Origin of the sequence: Vibrio sp. RE86, from assembly GCF_013114545.1 — a bacterium.
In the GTDB taxonomy this organism is placed as follows: domain Bacteria; phylum Pseudomonadota; class Gammaproteobacteria; order Enterobacterales; family Vibrionaceae; genus Vibrio.
On record NZ_VTXI01000020.1, the window covers coordinates 1 to 23,259 of the forward strand.

Below are 23,259 nucleotides of genomic sequence, written 5' to 3' on the forward strand. Positions count from 1 at the left end.
CACTTCGTTTCATTGAAACCTAATTTGAAACCGAAGTTTCTAATTGGATTATCATCAACGAGTGCCCACACAGATTGATAGGTTTATATTTTTAAAGAGCTTTTCTTCTTTGTGACTCACATCACTTCGGAAGAGGCGGTCATTTTAGCGATTTAAGTTTTAGTGTCAACCACTTTTTTAAAACTTTTTTCAAGCGTTTCCGCTTGGCTATTTGACCTTGCTAACTCGTTATTCGTTTCTTTCGAAGCGTTCCCGTGTCAGCGAGGGGCATTATAGAGATCGCCATCACATTGGCAAGTCCTTTTTTCAGTTTTTTTTGATTTTTTTATTGTTTGTGTATTTTCTATTCAAAACGGCCTATTTTTCCCACTTTCATGTACTCTTTTAGGCTGAATCCCCTCTATATAAGGATAAACAATGAGCACTCTACGCAGTTATAAGGGAATCTCCCCTCAGATTGGACAACGTGTCTATATAGATAGCAGCTCTGTCTTAGTTGGTGATATCAAAATTGGTGATGACTCTAGTGTATGGCCATTGGTTGCTGCGCGCGGTGACGTTAACCATATCCACATTGGTGAACGCACTAATGTTCAAGATGGTAGCGTGCTGCATGTTACTCACAAGAATAAAGAGAACCCTGAAGGCTACCCGCTCATTATCGGTAATGACGTCACGATTGGGCATAAAGTGATGCTGCATGGCTGCATTATCAAAGATCGCGTTTTAGTTGGAATGGGCGCCATTGTTCTAGATGCGGCGATCATAGAAGAAGAGGTGATGATTGGTGCAGGTAGCTTAGTACCACCAGGGAAGCGCCTAGAAAGTGGCTACCTTTATGTTGGAAGCCCAGTAAAGCAGGCTCGTCCCCTTAACGATAAAGAACGAGCTTTTTTGCAGAAGTCTGCTGACAACTATGTACAGAATAAAGAAGACTATTTACATCAAGTCAAAGAGATTAACGAGTAATCTCGATTTCGCCCTTTGAGTTGAAGTCTTCATCTTCGATTAACTCTTCAGCGAGCTCTTCTAGGTCAAAACGGTATTGAGAAAATACCGTTAGAGCTTGCTGCTCCCCCTCAACCTGTTGACCTGACAACTTTTCTAACTCAGCGGTATTCACAAGACATTGAATCAAAGCGCCAGATTGCTGAGCAGGAAACACGATAGCTTGCTTATCTTCATCCCATGATTGGATATCAGGAAATAGGATCGACTGGTTCATTACTGCCCCTCAAGGTTTTTTCTAAGTTCGCGCAATATCTGTCTTGTTCCCGGCCTTAAACCGCGCCAAAGCATAAAGCTTTCTGCAGCCTGTCCAACCAACATGCCGAGTCCGTCATAGGCAATCGCTACACCTTGCTCATTTGCCCATTGGTTAAACGTTGTCTGACCTGCGCCATACATCATGTCATAGACAACACTACGAGAAGAGAAAATATCCGCAGAGATTGCTGGAAGATCGCCACTTAAGCTTGATGATGTTGAGTTTATAATCACATCAAATGATTCAGCGACCTCTCCCATTTCACATGCAGAGATATTGCCATATTCGGAAAACATGTCTGCCAATAGTTCAGCTTTAGCAAAGGTACGGTTGGTGACGACAATCTCACTAGGTTGTTGGTCAAGTAACGGCTTAATCACACCGCGAGCCGCTCCACCAGCACCAATCAGCAGAATACGTGCTCCTTTCAATGGTACTTGGTACTGCAGAAGATCTTGAACTAACCCTTCACCATCGGTGTTATCACCAATGATCTCACCATCATCCAATTTCTTGAGAGTGTTTACCGCTCCCGCCAATTGAGCACGCTCAGTCAAACGTGTGGCAAACTTGTACGCATCCTCTTTAAAAGGAACAGTCACATTACAACCCTTACCGCCTTCGGCAAAAAAGTCCTTAGCCGCTTGGTTAAAACTGTCTTTATCAGGAGAAGAAGTCGTATAGGTTAATGGCTGATTGGTTTGACGAGCAAACAGAGTATGGATAAATGGAGATTTACTTTGTGAGATTGGGTTTCCGAAAACCACGTAACGATCTATTTGCTGTGTCATGTCCTTGCCTGCAAAAATGAATAGGTCACCTATGACGGGTATAGATGACCCTATCACTATCTATATAGAGAGAAAAGTCTTACCACTCTCTTGGTGTGAGATAGTGGTCGTAAAGCTCGGCCTCGTGACTGCCAGGTTCGACTTGATATGAATACTCCCAACGAGCCAATGGCGGCATCGACATAAGAATCGACTCTGTTCGTCCACCACTTTGCAGGCCAAATAGAGTGCCTCGGTCAAAGACTAGATTGAATTCAACATAGCGACCACGGCGGTAAAGCTGGAATTGACGCTCTCGCTCACCAAACTCGGTATTCTTGCGTCGCTCTACGATTGGAAGATAAGCTTCTGTATACCCTTCACCGACTGCTTTGATGTACTCGAAGCATTTATCAAACTCCCAATGATTCAGGTCATCAAAGAATAGGCCACCAACACCACGCGTTTCATCACGGTGAGGAAGATAGAAGTACTTATCACACCAAGCTTTATGCTCTGGGTACACTTCACTACCAAAAGGAGCACACACTTCTTTCGCTGTGTTGTGCCAATACTGAGCATCCTCTTCAAATGGGTAGAATGGCGTCAAATCGAAGCCTCCACCAAACCACCAAATCGGTGCTTCACCCTCTTTTTCCGCAATAAAGAAGCGAACATTGGCATGAGAGGTAGGCACATAAGGGTTGTTTGGATGCATGACTAATGAGACACCCATTGCTTCAAATCGGCGACCTGCTAATTCAGGACGGTGCGCCGTCGCCGATGCAGGCATCTCTTTACCCTGGACATGAGAAAAGTTCACGCCACCTTGTTCAAACACTTCACCATCTTTCATCACTCGAGTGCGGCCACCGCCACCCAGCTTTTCACCCGGCTCTCGGTGCCATTCATCTTCAACAAAAACGGCTTTACCATCGGCTTGCTCTAATTGTTGGCAAATCGAGTCTTGCAGGGCCATCAAAAATTGTTTTACAGCTTGTTTATCAATCGCTGACATGTCACTTCCTTTTCGCAGGGTTAGCCCTGTCTCAATACTTGTGAGGTTTTTGCATCGCGGATTTCAGTGGGATTTTCTAGGCCACCTATCTGACCTTCTAATATCGCCACCAACTTATCGCCTAACTGAAGGTAAACTTCTTCTGTAGTCACACAAGGGGGCTCTCCAGTCAGATTCGCGCTGGTAGAGGTTAACGGCTTTCCAAACGCATTACACATCTTCTGTACTAAAGGATGATCTGTTACACGCACTGCAATGGAATCAAACTGACCGGAAACAAAATCAGACACTTTATCACTCGATGGCATAATCCAAGTCACCGGGCCTGGCCAAGTTCGTTTAACCGCATCTAACTGCTCAAAGGTTAACTTGGTTTCGTCAATGTAAGGTAACAATTGGTTATAGCTGGCAGCGATCAAGATAAGACCTTTTTCTTTCGGCCTTTGCTTAATCTCCAATAACTTCTCTATTGCGAGGTTATTATCTGGATCACACCCAACCCCAAACACACCTTCAGTTGGGTAAGCGATCACTTCTCCCGCCTGCAATGCATTGAGCGCTTTATCAAAGTTATTCACAGTGGATTCCTATTGAGCCGAACTCATTTTTATCTTTATCTTCTAGTCTACAAACATTCCTTCAGAGAGACTAAGGCTAATTACAGATGATTCTTAACCTAATCACTTCAAACCCGACGCAAACGTTTGCTTAGTCGTTAAATCCCCGTATAATGCGCTCAACTTATTTGCTCACCAATTTTAAGCAGCTTTGAAGGAGTTTGAGATGAAAGTCGGTATCATCATGGGTTCTAAATCAGATTGGCCAACAATGAAACTAGCAGCAGACATGCTGGACAAGTTTGGTGTTGAGTATGAAACAAAAGTCGTTTCAGCTCACCGTACTCCTCAACTTCTTGCAGACTATGCGACTAGCGCAAAAGAGCGTGGTCTTAAAGTGATTATCGCCGGCGCTGGCGGTGCTGCTCACCTTCCTGGTATGGCGGCAGCATTTACTAGCTTGCCAGTATTAGGCGTGCCGGTTCAATCACGCGCACTGAGCGGCATTGACTCTCTATACTCTATCGTACAAATGCCAAAAGGCATCGCGGTTGGCACTCTGGCAATTGGTGAAGCTGGCGCTGCGAACGCGGGCATTCTTGCAGCGCAAATCCTTGGCACTCATGATGAAGAAGTGATGGCTAAGGTCGAAGCGTTCCGCAGCGAACAAACAGAAACTGTGCTTGCTAACCCGAACCCAGCAGAGGACTAAATCGATGCATGTTCTAGTGCTTGGTGCAGGTCAATTAGCGCGTATGATGTCATTGGCTGGCGCCCCTCTTAACATTGAGATTTCAGCTTACGATGTTGGTAGCAAAGATGTCGTTCATCCATTAACTCAGAGCGTGATTGGTCATGGTCTAGAGAATGCGATTGAGAAGGCCGATGTCATCACCGCTGAGTTTGAACACATCCCTCATGATATTCTCGCTACCTGCGAGCAGAGTGGTAAGTTCTTACCATCAGCAGACGCAATAAAAACGGGCGGTGATCGACGCATAGAAAAAGCACTGCTAGATGATTCTGGTGTCCGTAACGCGAAATACTACGTCATCAAGACGCGTGAAGATTTCGACCAAGCAATTGCACATGTCGGTATCCCTATGGTGCTAAAAAGCGCATTGGGTGGCTATGACGGCAAAGGTCAATGGCGACTTAAAGATCCCGCACAAGTTGATGCGATTTGGTCTGAAATGTCGGATTGCATCTCAGCAACAGAGACTCAAGCCATTGTCGCTGAAGAGTTCGTTCCTTTTAATCGCGAAGTCTCTCTCGTGGGTGTGCGTGGTAAAGATGGCGAGGTTGCGGTTTACCCACTGGCTGAAAACGTTCATACCAACGGGGTGTTAACCCTGTCTACAGCGATTGCCGATACGGAACTGCAAGAGCAAGCGAAGACGATGTTTACCGCAGTAGCCAATCAACTTGATTATGTTGGGGTGCTTGCACTCGAGTTTTTCGATGTTGATGGTCAGCTTCTAGTCAATGAGATTGCGCCGCGTGTTCACAACTCTGGACACTGGACTCAACAAGGTGCGGAAACGTGTCAGTTTGAAAACCACCTGCGTGCAGTATGTGGTATGCCTTTGGGCAGCACTAAGCTGGTTCGTTCTACTTCTATGATCAACATCCTTGGCGAAGATACTCTGCCAGATGCTGTCTTAGAGATGGATGGTTGTCATGTTCATTGGTACGGCAAAGAAAAGCGTGCTGGTCGTAAAATGGGTCACATTAACGTGTGTGGAGACTACAATGGTGAACTGCAACGCAAACTATGCTCTCTAGCCGAAGTGCTCGATAAAGAAGCCTTTCCAGCCGTGCACGAGTTTGCCGCAAACTTCACTGAGTAGAACATCTTCATAAAACAAAAAAACGGCGCTTAGAGCGCCGTTTCTATTTAATCTTCTTGGATATGATGACATTTGCGATCCGCACACTGTCTTTTCGTACCACTCGCTAATCTCTTCTCTATCAGCAGTGGATAGCCACATTTTTCACACTTCCCTGCAAGAGGTGGCTGATTAACAGCAAACTTGCATTTAGGATAGTTATCACACGCATAGAATACCTTGCCAAAGCGTGTCTTACGTTCCACTAACTGACCTGGCGCGCATTCTGGGCAAGAGTGACTTTCTGGTTTTTGCTCTTCTTTAGGTTGGTCAAGAGACTCAATGTGGTGACATTCTGGGTAGTGACTGCAGCCAATGAACATACCGTAACGTCCTTGGCGTAATACCAATTCATTGCCACATTCAGGGCAAGGAACACCTAACTCTTTTACGATGTGCCCATCATTCTGATGTAAAGGCTTGATGAAATCGCAAACTGGATATTGGTTACAGCCTAAAAAAGGGCCATGTTTGCCGTGACGAAGGTGCAGTTCACCCTCACGTTGTTCACTTAAACATTTAGGGCAGGCTTGATGTTCCAGCGCATGCTCATGCGCTGAAAACAATGTTTGATCAATCTTACTACTCATAGCGGCTCAAGAAGATTAGTGAAGGATACCTTGCTCTTTGGTATACAGTAGCTCTTCCATAAGCGTGTATTCGTTTTCGTTACCAGGTACGTTAAACAGCACCATTAGGACAATCCATTTCAGATCGTCAAGTTCAAACTCATCCGTTTCAAGCCCCATGATACGGTCAATCACCATTTCTCGAGTCTCGGTCGTCAGAACATTTACTTGCTCTAAGAAGGTAACAAAACCGCGGCACTCTAGACTGAGGCGTTCACACTCTTTTGCGGTGTAAATACGTGTTGAGTTCGAGGTACTGCAGACAGAAATTGCTGAGTGCGTTTCACTCTGCTGTAGTGCTGCTAACTCTTCTAGCCAGACAAGGGCTTTATATATGTCTTTTTGATGAAAACCAGCGCGAAGTAGTTCTTCTTCTAGCTCATCTTGATTGACCTGTAACTCCGCATCGCTATGGATGTAAGTCTCGAACAGATACATTAGGATATCCATCATCATAGCTAGCCCCTCCCCTTTCGAATATAGCCACCGGAAACTGCAACAACATGCCCTGAAAGCTCAAGCTCTAAGAGCTGCATCATGACCTCTTGCACAGGTATATTGGTCCTGTTTGCGAGAATATCAACTGGTGTAGCCTTACTTCCTACGTTAGCTAACAGTAAAGGAAATGGCAATTCTTCTTTACTCTCTATTTTTTCAAACAGTTCCGCTTGAACGGGTGGCTTATGGTTATTAGACCACGCTAACAAACTCTCTATTTCAATGAGGATGTCTTGCACCGTCATCACCAGACAAGCACCTTGTTTTATCAGTAGGTTACACCCTCTTGCGCTGGTTTGATGAATCGAACCAGGCACAGCGAATACTTCCCGCCCCTGCTCAATGGCGTATCGCGCAGTGATCAATGAGCCACTTTTCTCGGCCGCTTCAATAACAACGACGCCTAAAGATAAACCGCTAATGATACGATTTCGACGGGGAAAATGATCGGCTTTAGGTTTTGCCATTGGGTGAAACTCAGAAACTAACGCACCTTGCTGTTCAATGATTCTTTCAGCGAGATCTCGATGGCGAGCAGGGTAAACGGTATTTAACCCACAACCCAATACAGCGAGAGTTGTCCCTTTTGCTTGCAGCGCACCATCATGTGCATAGCCATCTACGCCCAATGCTAAGCCACTCGTCACAGCCAACTCTTGCTCTGCCAAGCCATAAGCGAATTGTTTTGCCGTATTAAGGCCATCAATACTGGCATTGCGACTGCCAACAATGGCGATTTGAGGCAACGAGAGCGCGTTCACCTCCCCTTTAACAAACAGTAACGGTGGTGAAGCAGGCGCTTGAGTTAAGAGTTCGGGAAAGACAGGATGAGTACGAGTAACTATATGATGATTATCAGACTGCGCTTGCCACGCTAAGCACTGATCTACGTCCTTGTTGGCACTGTGACTGAGAAACGAGATTTGAGCTTCGCTTAGCCCTAACGCCCTCATCTGGTTAGAGTTTGAGGAAACAATATTAACTGGAGAATCTAATGTAAGTAATCGATCAAATGTCTTAGGACCGATGCGCGGTGTAAAGTAAAGAGCCAGCCAAGCGGACAGCTCCTCTTCACTCATTTGTCATCACCCACTACCGTTTTAGGAGCCACGACTTTGGTTTCTACATCGATAGGCTGTTTACTCTCGGTGATTAGAGCAAGGCTAAAGTGCTGATAAGGGCGAATAATAATGAGGTTACCCACATGAGTATCAGGAAACTGCATATCGTCATGAGTGACTTTTTCCAGCGCCTTATCCTTGTTAGAACCTACATCGACCTTAGAGCCCTGCTGATACAGTTCAAACATACTGCCTTGGTCTAGATCATCTTGCTGACCACGATTTAGGACAACCACATCGTTCTCACCCACATAGTTACTGCCTTCGAGCGTACCTAAAACATCAGCGAACGCCCCTTGAGCGGTTGGAGCAGGATAGAAAGTCGTGGAGAGAGAGTCTGTCGCTCCTTCCATTTCAGGCAGCGCGATGTCATTGATTAAAATCTCTTGCACCTGATGCGTAACACTCAAGCTTGTCATTGCGTCATTAATTTCAACACGTTCAGCCCTTGCGATACGTTTAAGAGCAACCGCCACATGCTCATCTCGGGTAAACGTGGCCATTTGACGGTAGATGCCCCAATTTGGCTGCTGTTGCTGACCAGAAATATAGAGGTGCTCTTGGTGCGTGAGGTACTGCCTACCATTGCTTGAACCCAACACTCGTGCGCTATTTTCGAGAACCTCCTTGCTCAGCAGTCGATCAGACTCCAGATAAGGCAGTACTAGTTCATCGGCAAGCGTCGGCACAGGCTGTTTGTCCAATAAGCGGACTTTAGGGCTTAACTTTTTCATTGGCTTAACACTCAGAACGGGTTGACCGTTCTTCCAAATCAGGTTGAGCCGATCCCCAGGGTAGATGAGATGAGGGTTATCGATTTCAGGATTCACTTGCCATAATCTAGGCCAAAGCCAAGGACTGTCGAGATAAAGCTCGGAGATGTCCCACAAGGTGTCGCCTTTCACCACAGTATAAGAAGTGGGTGCATCTTGCTTGATCGTCAATGGCACTGACTGATTCGCAGCATGACTGGCCACTGAAACAACCAATGGCAGTAAGAAAGTAGAATAATTCCTCAATAAACGTCGCATAACCAATCCCTGATACGAATTAATTCGCTGGCTTCGTTCCTGATGCCATAACTAAGAGAAGCTGTTCAAAAAGCCGCATTGATGCTGTCATTTGGGTTATAAAATGTCTAGAATTGAGCCAACAAGGTTTATCCTGATTCGGCACAGTTCAACATTTCGAGTGTATATGTCTGTATTACAAGTATTAACATTCCCAGATGATCGTCTTCGCACCGTGGCAAAGCCAGTAGAAGAAGTGACACCTGAGATTCAAAAGTTCGTTGATGACATGATTGAAACCATGTACGACGAAGAAGGGATCGGTCTTGCGGCAACGCAGGTTGATTTCCACCAACGTATTGTTGTTATCGATATTTCTGAGACCCGTGACGAGCCAATGGTTCTGATCAACCCAGAAATCATCGAAAAGCGCGGTGAAGATGGCATCGAAGAAGGCTGTCTGTCCGTACCAGGTGCACGTGCACTGGTTTCTCGTGCAGCGGAAGTAACAGTGAAAGCACTTAACCGTGATGGTGAAGAGTACACATTTGAAGCCGACGACCTATTGGCTATCTGTGTACAGCATGAGCTTGACCACTTAGAAGGCAAACTGTTTGTAGATTACCTTTCGCCTCTAAAACGTAAGCGTATTCAAGATAAGCTCGCTAAGATCAAGCGCTTTAACGAGAAGAACGCAAACAAAGCCTAACCGCTAATCAATAGAAGGAAGGTACCTTGAGCAAACCTTTGAAAATTGTTTTTGCTGGTACTCCGGATTTCGCCGCCCGTCACTTGGCGGCGTTGTTGTCTTCGGAGCATGATGTTATCGCTGTTTACACACAGCCAGATCGTCCAGCAGGTCGCGGTAAAAAACTCACCGCTAGCCCAGTAAAAAACATCGCCCTAGAGCATGACATCCCTGTTTACCAACCAGAAAACTTTAAGTCTGATGAAGCAAAACAAGAGCTTGCAGATTTAAACGCAGACCTCATGGTGGTTGTGGCGTATGGCTTACTGCTTCCTCAAGCGGTTCTAGATACACCTAAGCTGGGTTGTATCAATGTTCATGGTTCAATTCTGCCACGCTGGCGTGGTGCGGCGCCAATCCAACGTTCAATTTGGGCAGGAGACAAAGAGACAGGTGTCACCATCATGCAGATGGACATCGGTCTAGATACTGGCGACATGCTGAAAATCGCGACTCTGCCTATCGAATCAACGGACACCAGTGCCACTATGTATGAAAAGCTCGCGGAGCTTGGCCCTGATGCATTGGTTGAATGTCTTGCTGATATTGCCGAAGGCAACGCTGTGGCGGAAAAGCAAGATGATGAGCTAGCGAACTACGCCAAAAAGCTGAGCAAAGAAGAAGCACGTATCGACTGGAACGATGACGCTGAACATATCGAGCGCTGCGTTCGTGCTTTCAACCCATGGCCAATGAGCCACTTTGAAGCTGCTGATAACAGCATCAAGGTGTGGCAAAGCCGAGTGGATGAGCAAACAACAGATAAGCCTGCTGGTACAATTTTGCAAGCGGATAAAACTGGCATCTACATTGCGACTGGTAATGGTGTATTGGTGCTAGAACAACTGCAAGTACCAGGTAAGAAAGCGATGGCCGTTCAAGACATTTTGAACTCACGCGCTAGCTGGTTTGAAGTTGGTTCTCAACTCGCTTAATTTTATCCCGTCAGGGAAACGTACATTTTGAGGGTGGAGACACCCTCCCTTAATTTAAGGTAATCAACATGAATGTTCGCGCTGCTGCTGCTAACGTCCTTTTTCAAGTGGTCGATAAAGGCCAATCTCTTTCTCACGCTTTACCTGCTGCCCAAAAAACCATAAAGCCTCGTGATCATGCCCTGCTGCAAGAAATTTGCTACGGCGCGCTGCGTTACCTACCTCGCTTGGAATCCATCGCCAATGAATTGATGGATAACCCTCTAAAAGGGAAAAAGCGCGTATTCCATCACTTGATTTTAGTGGGAATTTACCAACTGAGCTTTATGCGTATTCCAGCTCATGCCGCCGTTGCAGAAACCGTAGAAGGGACCAAAACCTTACGAGGTCCAAACCTTAGAGGGTTAATCAATGCTGTTCTGCGTAGTTACTTGCGTGAACAAGAAGCATTAGATGAAAAAGCGACAAGCCACAGTGCTGGCAAATATGGCCACCCAAACTGGCTGCTAAAAATGCTTCAAGAAAGCTACCCAGATCAGTGGGAGCAACTTGTCGAAGCGAATAACAGCAAAGCGCCGATGTGGTTGCGTGTAAACCGTCAACACCATACTCGCGATGAATACCTTGAACTGCTGAAAGATGAAAACATTGAATTCACTATTCACCCTGAAGCTGACGATGCCATAAAATTGGCTTCGCCATGTGATGTTACTCTACTGCCAGGCTTTAGCCGTGGTTGGGTATCAGTGCAAGATGCAGCGGCTCAGCTCTCAGTCAACTATCTACAGCCAAAAGATGGTGAACTGATTCTTGATTGCTGTGCAGCACCTGGGGGCAAAACAGCGCACATCCTTGAGCACACTGATGACACCGAAGTCGTTGCTATTGATAGCGATCCAAAACGCCTAGACCGTGTATACGACAACTTAGAACGCCTTCAACTGCGTGCCGATGTCATTTGTGGTGATGCTCGCTACCCTCAAGAGTGGTGGCAGGGTGAGAAGTTTGACCGCATTTTGCTTGATGCACCTTGTTCAGCGACTGGTGTTATCCGTCGTCACCCAGATATCAAGTGGTTGCGCCGCGCAAGCGACATTGAAGCACTCGCTCAGCTGCAAAGTGAAATCATGGATGCGATGTGGCAGCAGCTAAAACCAGGTGGCACTATGGTTTATGCAACTTGCTCGATTACTCCTCAAGAAAACGTCCTTCAGGTAAAAGCCTTTTTAGAACGTACTGATGATGTAACGTTAGTTGGTTCTGAAATTGATAATCCGGGCCGTCAGATTTTACCTGGCGAAGAGGATATGGATGGCTTCTACTACGCTGTACTAACAAAAAACGCGTAATTTTAAAGTTATAGGCGGTGGCATTGGCTACCGCCTTTTCAGTAGTTAAACGAGAGAAATGTATGAAAATCATTATTCTTGGTGCAGGTCAGGTTGGCGGCACACTGGCAGAGAATCTGGTTGGTGAAAACAACGACATCACCATCGTTGATAGAAACAGTGATCGTCTGCGCGAACTGCAAGATAAATATGATTTACGTGTTGTAAATGGCTACGCCAGTCACCCTGATGTGCTGCGTGAGGCGGGCGCTCAAGATGCTGACATGCTGGTCGCCGTAACCAATATGGATGAAACCAATATGGCTGCTTGCCAAGTGGCTTTCTCTCTGTTTAACACACCGAACCGAATTGCTCGTATTCGCTCTCCGCAATACCTTGCCGAAAAAGAAGCACTATTCCAGTCGGGCGCAGTGCCTGTCGACCACCTAATCGCACCTGAAGAGTTGGTCACAAGCTACATTGAACGTTTAATCCAATACCCTGGCGCATTGCAGGTGGTCAGTTTTGCTGAGCAAAAAGTCAGCCTAGTCGCAGTAAAAGCCTATTATGGTGGTCCATTGGTAGGTAACGCACTGTCAGCACTGCGCGAGCACATGCCACACATTGATACCCGTGTTGCAGCGATTTTCCGCCAAGGTCGCCCTATTCGCCCACAAGGCACAACCATCATTGAAGCCGATGACGAAGTCTTCTTCGTTGCGGCGAGTAACCACATTCGCTCGGTAATGAGTGAACTGCAACGTCTCGAGAAGCCATACCGACGAATTATGATTGTTGGCGGTGGTAACATCGGTGCAAGTTTGGCCCGTCGCCTTGAACAATCCTACAGCGTCAAACTGATTGAACGCAGCTACCAACGCGCTGAAAAGCTCTCGGAAGAGTTAGAAAACACCATCGTATTTTGTGGTGACGCCGCTGACCAAGAGCTACTGGTTGAAGAGAACATCGACCAAGTTGATGTGTTTATCGCCCTAACCAACGAAGACGAAACCAACATCATGTCTGCTATGTTGGCAAAACGCATGGGCGCCAAAAAGGTTATGGTGCTCATCCAACGCGGTGCTTACGTAGACCTCGTACAGGGTGGCGTTATTGATGTGGCGATCTCTCCTCAGCAAGCGACCATTTCTGCCTTGCTGACTCACGTTCGCCGAGCGGACATCGTTAACGTATCATCACTACGCCGTGGCGCGGCTGAAGCGATCGAAGCGATTGCCCATGGTGATGAGACAACATCGAAAGTGGTTGGCCGAGCAATTGGCGACATCAAACTACCACCAGGTACCACCATTGGTGCCATCGTACGTGGTGAGGAAGTGTTAATTGCCCATGACCGCACCGTTATCGAGCAAGACGATCACGTTGTGATGTTCCTCGTCGACAAGAAATACGTGCCAGACGTCGAAGCGCTATTCCAACCGAGTCCGTTCTTCTTGTAAGGCACTCTTATGGTCAACTTCCGTCCTGTACTGTTTGTTATAGGGTTAGTGCTATCAAAACTAGCCCTATTTATGTACGTTCCGACATTAGTCGCTTTCATTACTGGTACTTCTGGCTTTTTAGAGTTTGGCCAAGCGGTCATCATTACCCACCTTGCAGCCTTTGCCTGTTTAACCATAGGTAGAACCAAAGCCTTCAAGCTCAGTGTTCGGGATATGTTCCTGATCACCAGCTTGGTATGGACTATCGCCAGTGCCTTTGCTGCGCTGCCCTTTGTCTTCATCAACCATATCAGCTTTACTGACGCCTACTTTGAAACCATGTCAGGCATTACCACCACAGGCTCTACGGTCCTGAGTGGTTTAGACAATATGGCTCCAAGTATCTTGTTATGGCGCTCGATCTTACAATGGCTTGGTGGCATTGGTTTTATCGTCATGGCCGTGGCAGTTCTACCGATGCTCAACGTCGGTGGTATGAAGCTCTTCCACACCGAGTCATCAGACTGGTCAGATAAAAGTAGCCCAAGAGCCAAAACCGTCGCCAAGAATATCGTCACCGTCTATTTGGTCCTGACTGGGTTATGTATGCTCGCTTACCTTGCAACGGGTATGACGATGTTTGAGGCGATCAACCACTCATTCACAACCTTGTCGACTGGCGGATACTCGACTTCTGACGGCTCGATGAACCATTTTGCCAACTCTGCACATTGGGTAGCGACACTGTTTATGTTCTTCGGTGGTTTACCCTTCCTGCTGTTTGTCGCCGCCCTAAGAAAGCGCCGTTTGGATGAACTCGTCAACGATGCCCAAGTGCGAGGATTTACTTATCTGTTTCTTGTCAGCAGCCTTATTATCTCAGCTTGGTTGGTGATCCGCGATGGCTACACCATTCTAGATGCCCTTAGAGTGTCGATGTTTAATATTGTCTCCGTCGTAACGACAACAGGCTTTGGCTTGGAAGACTTCACGGCATGGGGCGCGCTGCCGACTACGCTATTTGCTTTCTTAATGATGGCGGGCGCGTGTTCAGGCTCTACCTCTGGCGGGATAAAAGTATTCCGTTTTCAGATTGCGATTACCCTACTCAATAAACAGATGATGCGGTTGATTCACCCATCAGGAGTCTTTGTTCAGCGCTACAACCAACGCCCTGTTAACGATGATATCGTGCGTTCGGTCGTTGCGTTTGGCCTCACTTTCTTTATCACCATTATCGCAGTTGCGGGTGGGTTGAGTGCGATGGGGCTTGATCCTATCACTAGTATCTCAGGGGCGATCACAGCCGTCGCTAACGTTGGCCCAGGAATGGGCAGTGTGATCGGCCCAACGGGTAACTTTGCCCCTCTGCCCGACGCAGCAAAATGGCTACTAAGCTTAGGTATGTTAATGGGCCGACTAGAGATACTGACACTACTAGTTTTGTTCTTCCCTGCTTTCTGGCGACGCTAAGGATTTTACATGAAACCAATTATCGCTCTGTGTGGCTTGATGGCCACCAGCCAACTGTTTGCTGCGCAAGTGCTTACCTTAGATGATGGCCGACAGGTTCAGCTTAATGACGACTTTACGTGGCAATACGTTGTTAAAGAGAAATACGCCACAGAAGCCAACACAACAGAGGCGACTCAAGCCACACCACTTGCTGCTATTCCTGTGGTGACCAAAAGCATCGGTACGTTGGTTGAAGTTGGAAGCAAGAAAGCGACGTTGCAATTATCCGACTCTGGTGTAGATATCCTACTTGGGGCGACCCAATACCAAGATGGGCAGTTGGTTATTCCAACGTCGATTACCAACCAAAGTCGTCTATCCGTGGTGAGTATTGAGCTGCACGTTGAAGTGCTCGATATATCTGGGCAAAAACTTGCTGAAGAGAAAGTGAAAATTTGGTCATCAATCAAACGAATGGCTGATACCTACCTGAGACCAGAGCAGATTGTGCAAGGCAAGCCGATACTGATTGACGTTGAACAAGAACAGCAATACCAGATCAACGCCAAAGTGTCAGAAATTGAAACGCGTTAAATCGGCTCTACATAGAGATAAATAGCGAAGAAATGACAAGCGCATCCTGCTAATACAAACCCATGCCATATCGCATGATTGTATGGGATGCGTTTCGCGACATAGAAAATCACGCCTAACGAGTAAATCACCCCACCTAAAGCCAGCAGAGTTAAGCCTTCAACAGATAGATTTAACGCTAATTGGTAAATCACGATCAGTGATAACCAGCCCATCGTCAGATACGTCACTAAAGACAGCTTTTTAAAGCGATAAACAAACGCTAGCTTCATCACAATGCCAAACAGCGCAATCGCCCAGATAACGCCCATAAGGCCAAGTGCCAAGGGGGTGCGCAGCGTCACCAACAAAAATGGCGTGTAGCTTCCCGCAATCAGTAAATAGATTGCGCAGTGATCAAAAGTTTTGAGGGCACGTTTGGCTTTCGGTGATGGAATCGCATGGTAGAGCGTCGAGGCTAAAAACAGCAGAATCATGCTGCCACCATACACACTCATACTCACCAATGTCATGGTGTCTGCGTTGTGCTCATTGGCTTTGATGAGCAACAGAACCAAGCCCACCACACTTAGCACCATTCCTAAAGCATGGGTCAGCGTATTGGCAAACTCTTCTTTGACACTATATTCGGCAGTAGGGTTAGCAGACATGCGTGCGATACTCTTGAGCAAAATTTGAATAATTACTCAAGAGTATTACACATTAAGCGTACACTTGTAAGCTGAAAAGATTAATTTTACGTTAAGAGTGTTTGTCTAAGTACTCTAATACTTGCTTGCCTGCCTCTTCGGCTGCGGTATGCAAAGGGATAGCCAGTTGACGTTTAAGCTGCCCAACGCCAAGTAAGCTGGCCAACATCCCTTTTGCCCCTTCACGGTGGCGATCGATTTCAAACCACATTTGCAGTTCGTCATCACTGCGATAGGCAACCACTTCTAATTCTCGCCAGCGACCATGGAACGGTCCTGTGGTCGGAACGAATTCGAACTCTTGTACAAAAGGCATCGCAAAGCCGTCTACCTCTTCACACTCAACTTGGCGAATACGTAGCCCTTGCTCTTCTAAAGCAGTAAAGATGCCGTCTAACAATGGATCGGGGCGGACAGTCAAAATATCTTTGTCTGTTGGATCTTTTGCCATCGCGATATCAAGCCCTGTTTCAAGCCACACTTTCGAATCACCAATCGTGACTGGCGTATTCCATGGCACATCGAGTTCGACTTCAAAGTCTCGAGTCTCCCCAGGGTTGATCGTAAAAGCATAAGGCAGTGACCACTGGGCAAGCACATAGCTGGCTGGCACGCGGCGCATGCGCCCTGCGGTGTGCTTGCTTTTATCGTGGTCAGCAGGCACTTCTTTGATATAACGACAATAAAGTTTGAGATCGATGTTATCGATCTCTTGGGCTGTAGAGCCGCCATAAACATGAATGGTGATGCCTACCTTTTTTCCCGGATACAGCACTTCTTGCTGCAACACGGAGTCCACCTTAGCGGAACCAATACCAAAACTGGCCAGGGTTTTCTTAAACAACGACATAGCTACCTCCTGGGCACAAAAAGATCGGAATGACTTTCATACTAATCTTGTTTGCTGTCTCACTACTACAACTTGCTTCACATAATTGTAGTGAACGAAAAACGATTAGATATCGATCAATCTCACTGATAATGCTAATCTATTTATTGATATGCGTGCATATCAACATCCTAATTAATTATTTGGATTGGCATAAGCCAGAAGAGCCAAACTTCAGCAATGAAGCTCAACTCATGATTGATTAGGCCATTACATCGGCAATGGATATGCCTGACAGTTCGGTACAATAAATGCGCCCAATGACCGTCAGGTTCTCGCACACCAACCGTAGTGCGATGCGCCGCCGCAGTGGCTTTACAGCTGCTCCAGTGGCTAAAAAAACAGCTCCAGCAATGACTTTGGTTGAACAGAGTGCTGTTATGGCTCCTGCTCCAGCAAAAGTAATTAAGGCAGCTTAATCAAAAGCGCAGTTTTCACTGCGCTTTTTTATGCTTGTCACAACAGCAAACAGAATGGTATTCTGTTTGCTGTTGTCATTTCTATGTTTAGGGACAAGCATGAAAAAACAGACTCTCTCAATACTTGCACTAAGCTCATGCTTTACCCATGCCCTCGCTTCACAAGTTGGCTTTATTAATGGCGACATCACGCTAGAAAGTCGACAGCTATTGAGCGCTACGGACAACTCTACTTCATCAGTAAGCGTCGCCGATATCGACGGTGACGGTATTGAAGATATCATCGCAACCGTTTACAAAGCGGAACGAGATCAAGCCTACAGCGATAACAACAAACAACATGATGAAATTGTCTACTTTAAAGGCCAAGGCAATGGCTCTTTCGCATCAGTCAAACAAATTCTATCGTGTGATAACATGGGTGAAGTAACAACTCGTCCAAGCTATGACTCCCGAGAGACACATTGTGACAGTGGCACAAACGCTATTTTCAGCCCTTATGATCTCGTCATTGGCGATTTTGTCACAAGCAGCGGTAGTCTAGGGAAAGAAGATATTCTGGTTTCGAGCTTATTCCGGCAAGGGGTGCAAGTTGTAACCAACCGGGGTGATACCGATAACGATGGCGATTTTACTGATAATGTCACAGAAACAATCGAAAATATCAGCGTTCAAGAACAAGTTAGACAAATTGCCTATGGTGACATTAACGGTGATTCCCATCTCGACTACGCTGTCGTATACGGCCACCCGACTAATTACACATTTAGTCCTTCCTCAGGGGTAGAGTGGTACAAAGGCGATGGCTCAGGGGGCTTTACGTTAGGAGCAACCATTAAAAACGTTTCCTATGGGGGTTACCAATTTGCTAGGCCAGAAACGATTGAGATAGAGGACATTGATGGTGATGGCTTACTCGATATTGCCGTAGGGTTCCTGTCAGACGCCAACAGTAATGATAAAACTGGCCTAATTTGGTTCAAACAAAGCCGCTCAGGCTCGATGGTCAATTGGACTGAAATTGATGTCAGCAACGCCAATGATACTAGCAACGATCGCGGCATATTCACTTCTATCGCCATAACCGATATAAACAATGATTCTAGAAATGACCTAATCGCAGTCAACAACGATAGTGACTATATCTATTATTGGTTAGGGACCTCTGGGACAGCCTCTGCATATTTAGCATCATCCCCACAAAAGGTTGACGTTAGTGCGCTAACTTCCAACTCTGTGACAGCACTAACCGCACTAACCGCGAATGACCTAGACCATGATGGAGATATCGATCTTGTCGTTTCAGCTACCCAGGTTGTTGCTGATTATGAGTCAGCGGCATCTGCTTCCAATGACAAACTCTCAATGTACTTACTTGAGAATAAGCTCGTTCAAACATCATCTCTACAATTTAAAAACAATAAAATTGAAAGCCAAAAACACGCGATATCTAAGATTGCCGCTCATGACTTCGATAACAATGGGGTTGTCGATTTGGTTGCTAACTCATTTAGAACTTTTGGCAGCAACGATAGTAGTAGTGGTCGAGTTTCTTTGAATAGCCAGACCTCAAGCACAGAAAGAAAAACAGTTTCCACTTACCAACTGGCAAAATCTTTAACCCTCTCTATCTCAGAGGGGAGCACTGTCATTGACACCATTTCAACCAGCGATGACAACCAAGTTCAGAGTTATGCACTATCGGGCACCCACGCGAATCACTTCGCCATTTCACCAAGTGGTGTGATCAGCCCCAAAGCAGAGCTTGACTATGAAAGTGGCACAACCTCATATAACTTTAATGTTGAAGCAACGCTTATAGATAGTTCAACCATCGAACTACCAACGACAGTTCGCCTTACAAACGTCAATGAGCCAGCAGAATTCAATCAAGTTCACGATAAAATCACCATCGATATTGGCACTACCCCTGTCAACATTGATGCTTCAGCTATCGACCCCGATGGCGACAGCGTTACTTATAGCCTGTCAGCGACACCTTCGGGTGCCAACCTTTCGATTTCAGCTACCGGAATCATCACCGCAACCACGCCTGCTGAAGGCAGCTACGAAGTGACTGTTTCAGCAGTGTCTAACGGCCTCACATCTAGCATGACATTTACGTTAATTCTTGCTTTCGATACCGATAATGATGGGATGTATGACTATTGGGAAAACCTTTACGGCTTAAATCCCAATGATCCAAGTGACGCTGCGCTAGACACAGACCAAGATGGACTATCCAACTTAGATGAGTTTTACGACGGTCTCGACCCAACGACAGATGACATAGCACCTGAGTTTCATCATGCTACAGCAGCTCCGGGAAGTGAGTTCCTAATAACAATCAATGCTGATAACTTGTTTACCGAAGTTGATCTTGGCGAATGGTCAGTCGTGGATGTTCACGATGGGGCAATCGATCCGTTGCTCATCAGCTATGATGACCATAGTGCAGAGATCATCTCAACATGGGAACAAATTCAAATATTAAGACCTGGTGAGCATGCATTCAAACTAAGCGCTTCAGACGCAGCGGGTAACTTAGCTGAGCAAGAGATCCGAGTCGTTATATATCCGTTGATTGAGTTTTACCTTGATCAAGTCGTCGCAGAGGGCGATAAAGGGCTTCGTGTAACCGCTGAATTGAATGGGCCACTACCATGTTCGCCATGCTCTATAGATGTTCCTTTCAATTACGATAACAGCGCAGATAACAGCGCAACATTAAATACAGACTTTACTGAGGTCTCTGGCCCTGCCGTATTCGGATACTTTACATTCACAGACAGTAAGACCATCGATCATGCAGAGTTCGACAGCAGCTCGGTAGATGGAGATTCTGGCGATGAAACCATCACCCTTATCTTTGATCCAAGCGCAAGTAACCCGATAGAAAACGAACTCAACCTCAATATAGGTCCAAAGTCCTCTCACACCATTACTCTATCTGAATCCAACATTGCCTCGAAGTTAGCACTAACATCAACGGTGAATTCAGTAGAAACCTCGTTCATCGATGATGGTTTAGAAGTTGCAGTTTCAGCTCGTATCACCAATGGTGCCGCTGATGATGTGACTTGGTTTTATCCTGAAGAACTGGGGGCCATTGTGTCAGGAGACAATAGCCGAATCACATTTACAACAGGCTCAGTGCGTGGTGAAGATCCGATTGAAATTAGGGCAGAACTTACGACAACTGGAGAGACATTGTCCACAACGTTGCACCTTTATCCGATCACTAACGAAGACGGGCATATCGAAGATCACAACAACAACTTGGTACTCGATTATCTAGAGTCTAATTTGCCTAGCTTCGCTGTAGCTCTAAATGACAGTCATTCAAACAAGTTTATTGTGCAGTCAAATATAGGCACTCAAATTCGTTTAGGCACAATGGCGGCGGCTGAACAGAAAGCCGGGATTGGCTTGGACGATGATGCTATCGCTCAATATGGTATCCCAGCTCCCGATAACTACTTGTTAGAACATGGACTCATCGACTTTGAGGTTCACAATATAGCTGAAGCAGGCGATTCGGTGAGTATTGTTATCCCACAAGCAGAGCCTGTAGTAATGGAAGCGACGTTAAAGAAATACTCCTTAACTAAAGGGTGGTATGACTTTGTAGAAGATGAGCAAAACTCTGTACTTGCAACTCTAGGTCAAAGCGGGTTCTGCCCCCCACCTGGCGATGCTAGCTATAACCGTAAACCAATGGCTGGTGATTGGTGTATCCAGCTAACCATTCAAGATGGCGGCCCCAATGATGATGATGGCAGTGCAAACGGAAGAATCATCGACCCTAATGGCTTTGTAACCCCGATACCGCTCGATAAAGAACTACCTATCGACGAACAACATTTTATCTATGTTAGTGCAGGTCATTTCCCATGGATAATCATGGCTCTGCTCACCGTAATGGTTGCTGCACGAAAGAGACAGCTAAAGAAGAGTCGCTGATCCATGTACTCAAAAGACAGCCTACTGTTTTTTGAGTACACAGAATCTGGTACTTTATCGCAAAACCAATATAAATATTGTGGAGAAAGCCGATGAAATGTCACCGTATTGAGGAGCTACTTGAGCTGTTAGAGCCTGAGTGGCAAAAAGACCAAGATCTTAACCTGCTACAAATGATTGTTAAGCTTGCGCAAGAGGCAGGATACGAAGGTAAGCTGGAAGACCTCACGGATGATGTCCTGATCTATCACCTTAAAATGCGTAACAGCGAGAAAGATGAAATGATCCCGGGTCTTAAAAAAGACCAAGAAGATGATTTTAAGACTGCGATTCTGCGTGCTCGTGGCATCATCAGCTAAAGACGGATTCATATCTAATAAGCGGCTTCGGCCGCTTTTTTTATACCTGTCGAATATGAAAAGCCGAACTGTTAGGCGATTTATGTCTATAACTGTACCGATCTTTGTTGTTAAAGGTTGATAACCTTAAAGAAATAAAAATGTTATTGCGTATATAATCGCCGTCCATAAGAATTTACTAAAATATCAAATAGCAATGTCTATAGAGTGTGAAACGCATAAATCACACCGCAAAGCCTAGAAGGAAGCGTAATGAGTCAAGATAAAATCGATATCAAAGATGTGACTCCCAAAACCTTTAATCCCAAAACACATAAAACCAAAGGGGATAGGTTCAACCCAAGCAACCGAATTTATGTGCGAGAAAGCAAAGGCACATTCCAAAAGCTCCGTCGCTACGGTGGCTGGTTCTTGCTATTGGTGTTCGCACTCATCCCTTGGATCCCTTACGGTGAACGCCAAGCGATCTTACTTGATATCGGTCAGCAGCAATTCAACTTCTTTGGCACCACTCTTTACCCGCAAGATCTAACCTTGCTGGCTTTGCTGTTTATGATCGCCGCGTTTGGCCTGTTTTTCTTAACCACTTTCCTCGGACGGGTCTGGTGTGGCTACTTGTGCCCTCAAACCGTTTGGACATTCATGTATATCTGGTTTGAAGAGAAACTTGAAGGCAGCGCCAATAAACGTCGCAAACAAGACTCAAACAAACTCACCGCCAACTTAGCGCTGCGTAAAACAGCAAAGCATGTGGCCTGGTTAGCGATCGCGATCGCGACAGGCCTGACATTCGTTGGTTACTTTATTCCAATGAAAGAACTCGTCACCGGCTTTTTCACCTTCAACGCTGAATTCTGGCCAGTATTTTGGGTGCTGTTCTTTGCTGGTTGTACCTACGCTAATGCGGGCTGGATGCGTTCTATCATGTGTATTCACATGTGCCCATACTCGCGTTTTCAATCGGCAATGTTTGATAAAGATACCTTCATTGTCGGCTACGATAGCAAGCGCGGTGAAGCACGTGGACCTCGTTCTCGCAAAGCCGATCCGAAAGCGCTTGGCCTTGGCGACTGTATCGACTGTGACCTCTGTGTACAGGTTTGTCCGACAGGAATCGACATCCGTGATGGCCTGCAATATGAGTGTATCAACTGCGGTGCCTGTATTGATGCCTGTGATAAGACCATGGACCGTATGGGCTATGAGAAGGGTCTGATTAGCTACACCACCGAGCACCGTCTATCCGGTAAAGAGACTAAAGTCGCTCGTCCGAAGCTATTAGGCTACGGCGCAGTATTACTTGTCATGCTTGGCCTGTTCTTTGTTCAGGTTGCCAGTGTTGATCCTGCTGGCTTGAGTGTTCTACGAGACCGAAATCAGCTATTTAGGGTTAACGGGTCAGGTGAGATAGAAAACACCTACACGCTCAAGGTCATCAACAAAACCCAGCAAGAGCAAACCTACTCACTCTCTGTAGAAGGGCTAAGTGACGCCTCTTGGTATGGCAAACAAACCATCCAAGTCGAGCCTGGTGAAGTCCTTAGCTTACCAATGAGCTTGGGCGTTAACCCAGACAATCTCAGCTCACCTGTTTCAACAATTCAGTTTATACTGTCTGACAGTGAAGAGTTTACGATTTCAGTAGAGAGCCGCTTTATTAAAAAGCTGTAACTACTCTA

General features: G+C 46.1%; 23 protein-coding genes. 13 read left to right on the top strand and 10 right to left on the bottom strand.

Annotated features, from left to right (window positions below; genetic code table 11):
- Nucleotides 1-417: 417 nt before the first annotated feature.
- Complete coding sequence (locus F0231_RS16680) at nucleotides 418-969, top strand: gamma carbonic anhydrase family protein (protein ID WP_171760836.1); 552 nt, start codon at nucleotides 418-420, stop codon at nucleotides 967-969.
- On the opposite strand, the gene F0231_RS16685 is transcribed toward F0231_RS16680, so the two are convergent.
- The 4 genes from F0231_RS16685 to F0231_RS16700 all read right to left on the bottom strand — a co-directional run bounded on the left by F0231_RS16685 (nucleotide 959) and on the right by F0231_RS16700 (nucleotide 3,633).
- The gene (locus tag F0231_RS16685; RefSeq protein WP_171760837.1) at nucleotides 959-1,225 is read right to left on the bottom strand and encodes a DUF1488 domain-containing protein; all 267 of its coding nucleotides are present in this window, start codon (nucleotides 1,223-1,225) and stop codon (nucleotides 959-961) included. The genes F0231_RS16680 and F0231_RS16685 overlap by 11 nt on opposite strands.
- A complete protein-coding gene (gene aroE / locus F0231_RS16690; RefSeq protein ID WP_171760838.1) occupies nucleotides 1,225-2,058 on the bottom strand; it encodes a shikimate dehydrogenase in 834 nt (277 codons plus the stop codon). The genes F0231_RS16685 and aroE overlap by 1 nt, the downstream gene beginning before the upstream one ends.
- A 79-nt stretch (nucleotides 2,059-2,137) precedes the next feature.
- Nucleotides 2,138-3,055, bottom strand: a complete 918-nt coding sequence (gene hemF, locus F0231_RS16695) for an oxygen-dependent coproporphyrinogen oxidase (protein WP_171760839.1) — start codon at nucleotides 3,053-3,055, stop codon at nucleotides 2,138-2,140.
- A 20-nt stretch (nucleotides 3,056-3,075) separates the two neighbouring features.
- The gene (locus tag F0231_RS16700; protein ID WP_171760840.1) at nucleotides 3,076-3,633 is read right to left on the bottom strand and encodes an L-threonylcarbamoyladenylate synthase; all 558 of its coding nucleotides are present in this window, start codon (nucleotides 3,631-3,633) and stop codon (nucleotides 3,076-3,078) included.
- A 205-nt stretch (nucleotides 3,634-3,838) separates the two neighbouring features.
- Here F0231_RS16700 and purE point away from each other — a divergent pair, with 205 nt between their 5' ends.
- Nucleotides 3,839-4,324, top strand: a complete 486-nt coding sequence (purE, locus tag F0231_RS16705; protein ID WP_171760841.1) for a 5-(carboxyamino)imidazole ribonucleotide mutase — start codon at nucleotides 3,839-3,841, stop codon at nucleotides 4,322-4,324.
- Between the two features lie 4 nt (nucleotides 4,325-4,328).
- Complete coding sequence (locus tag F0231_RS16710; protein WP_171760842.1) at nucleotides 4,329-5,462, top strand: 5-(carboxyamino)imidazole ribonucleotide synthase; 1,134 nt, start codon at nucleotides 4,329-4,331, stop codon at nucleotides 5,460-5,462.
- A gap of 47 nt (nucleotides 5,463-5,509) precedes the next feature.
- On the opposite strand, the gene F0231_RS16715 is transcribed toward F0231_RS16710, so the two are convergent.
- Genes F0231_RS16715 through F0231_RS16730 form a run of 4 tightly spaced genes read right to left on the bottom strand, consistent with a single transcriptional unit; the run spans nucleotide 5,510 to nucleotide 8,780 of the window.
- Nucleotides 5,510-6,091, bottom strand: coding sequence for a type I DNA topoisomerase (locus tag F0231_RS16715; RefSeq protein WP_171760843.1), 582 nt, complete (start codon nucleotides 6,089-6,091; stop codon nucleotides 5,510-5,512).
- Between the two features lie 15 nt (nucleotides 6,092-6,106).
- Nucleotides 6,107-6,586 carry a DUF494 family protein gene (locus F0231_RS16720; RefSeq protein WP_171760844.1) on the bottom strand — a complete coding sequence of 160 codons (480 nt, stop codon included), beginning with the start codon at nucleotides 6,584-6,586 and terminating at the stop codon, nucleotides 6,107-6,109.
- 2 nt (nucleotides 6,587-6,588) lie between these two features.
- The gene (dprA, locus tag F0231_RS16725) at nucleotides 6,589-7,707 is read right to left on the bottom strand and encodes a DNA-processing protein DprA (RefSeq protein ID WP_171760845.1); all 1,119 of its coding nucleotides are present in this window, start codon (nucleotides 7,705-7,707) and stop codon (nucleotides 6,589-6,591) included.
- Entirely contained in the window at nucleotides 7,704-8,780 is a 1,077-nt protein-coding gene (locus F0231_RS16730) for a LysM peptidoglycan-binding domain-containing protein (RefSeq protein ID WP_171760846.1), read from the bottom strand. The genes dprA and F0231_RS16730 overlap by 4 nt, the downstream gene beginning before the upstream one ends.
- A 166-nt stretch (nucleotides 8,781-8,946) precedes the next feature.
- Here F0231_RS16730 and def point away from each other — a divergent pair, with 166 nt between their 5' ends.
- The 6 genes from def to F0231_RS16760 all read left to right on the top strand — a co-directional run bounded on the left by def (nucleotide 8,947) and on the right by F0231_RS16760 (nucleotide 15,261).
- Nucleotides 8,947-9,468 (top strand): peptide deformylase, encoded by a 522-nt coding sequence (def, locus tag F0231_RS16735; RefSeq protein ID WP_216612288.1) that lies wholly within the window; start codon nucleotides 8,947-8,949, stop codon nucleotides 9,466-9,468.
- Between the two features lie 26 nt (nucleotides 9,469-9,494).
- Nucleotides 9,495-10,442: a methionyl-tRNA formyltransferase gene (gene fmt / locus F0231_RS16740; protein ID WP_171760848.1), complete on the top strand. Its 948-nt coding sequence runs from the start codon at nucleotides 9,495-9,497 to the stop codon at nucleotides 10,440-10,442.
- A gap of 68 nt (nucleotides 10,443-10,510) precedes the next feature.
- A complete protein-coding gene (rsmB, locus tag F0231_RS16745) occupies nucleotides 10,511-11,791 on the top strand; it encodes a 16S rRNA (cytosine(967)-C(5))-methyltransferase RsmB (protein WP_171760849.1) in 1,281 nt (426 codons plus the stop codon).
- Between the two features lie 23 nt (nucleotides 11,792-11,814).
- Nucleotides 11,815-13,230 carry a Trk system potassium transporter TrkA gene (gene trkA, locus F0231_RS16750; RefSeq protein WP_301337923.1) on the top strand — a complete coding sequence of 472 codons (1,416 nt, stop codon included), beginning with the start codon at nucleotides 11,815-11,817 and terminating at the stop codon, nucleotides 13,228-13,230.
- 9 nt (nucleotides 13,231-13,239) lie between these two features.
- Nucleotides 13,240-14,685, top strand: coding sequence for a TrkH family potassium uptake protein (locus tag F0231_RS16755; RefSeq protein ID WP_171760851.1), 1,446 nt, complete (start codon nucleotides 13,240-13,242; stop codon nucleotides 14,683-14,685).
- Between the two features lie 9 nt (nucleotides 14,686-14,694).
- Entirely contained in the window at nucleotides 14,695-15,261 is a 567-nt protein-coding gene (locus F0231_RS16760) for a DUF3157 family protein (protein ID WP_171760852.1), read from the top strand.
- Here the strand turns inward: F0231_RS16760 and F0231_RS16765 are convergent.
- Together F0231_RS16765 and F0231_RS16770 are read right to left on the bottom strand one after the other, a co-directional pair.
- The gene (locus F0231_RS16765) at nucleotides 15,258-15,911 is read right to left on the bottom strand and encodes a hemolysin III family protein (RefSeq protein ID WP_171760853.1); all 654 of its coding nucleotides are present in this window, start codon (nucleotides 15,909-15,911) and stop codon (nucleotides 15,258-15,260) included. The genes F0231_RS16760 and F0231_RS16765 overlap by 4 nt on opposite strands.
- A 91-nt stretch (nucleotides 15,912-16,002) precedes the next feature.
- Nucleotides 16,003-16,800 (bottom strand): sporulation protein, encoded by a 798-nt coding sequence (locus F0231_RS16770; protein ID WP_171760854.1) that lies wholly within the window; start codon nucleotides 16,798-16,800, stop codon nucleotides 16,003-16,005.
- A gap of 290 nt (nucleotides 16,801-17,090) precedes the next feature.
- Here F0231_RS16770 and F0231_RS16775 point away from each other — a divergent pair, with 290 nt between their 5' ends.
- The 4 genes from F0231_RS16775 (at nucleotide 17,091) to ccoG (ending at nucleotide 23,251) form a co-directional block, all read left to right on the top strand.
- Complete coding sequence (locus F0231_RS16775; protein WP_171760855.1) at nucleotides 17,091-17,258, top strand: hypothetical protein; 168 nt, start codon at nucleotides 17,091-17,093, stop codon at nucleotides 17,256-17,258.
- A gap of 209 nt (nucleotides 17,259-17,467) precedes the next feature.
- On the top strand, nucleotides 17,468-17,524 hold the full coding sequence (locus tag F0231_RS21250; protein WP_367613482.1) for a hypothetical protein: 57 nt from the start codon (nucleotides 17,468-17,470) through the stop codon (nucleotides 17,522-17,524).
- Between the two features lie 3,789 nt (nucleotides 17,525-21,313).
- Nucleotides 21,314-21,580, top strand: coding sequence for a YihD family protein (locus F0231_RS16785; RefSeq protein ID WP_171760857.1), 267 nt, complete (start codon nucleotides 21,314-21,316; stop codon nucleotides 21,578-21,580).
- 252 nt (nucleotides 21,581-21,832) lie between these two features.
- A complete protein-coding gene (ccoG, locus tag F0231_RS16790; protein WP_171760858.1) occupies nucleotides 21,833-23,251 on the top strand; it encodes a cytochrome c oxidase accessory protein CcoG in 1,419 nt (472 codons plus the stop codon).
- The last annotated feature ends 8 nt before the right edge of the window (nucleotides 23,252-23,259 follow it).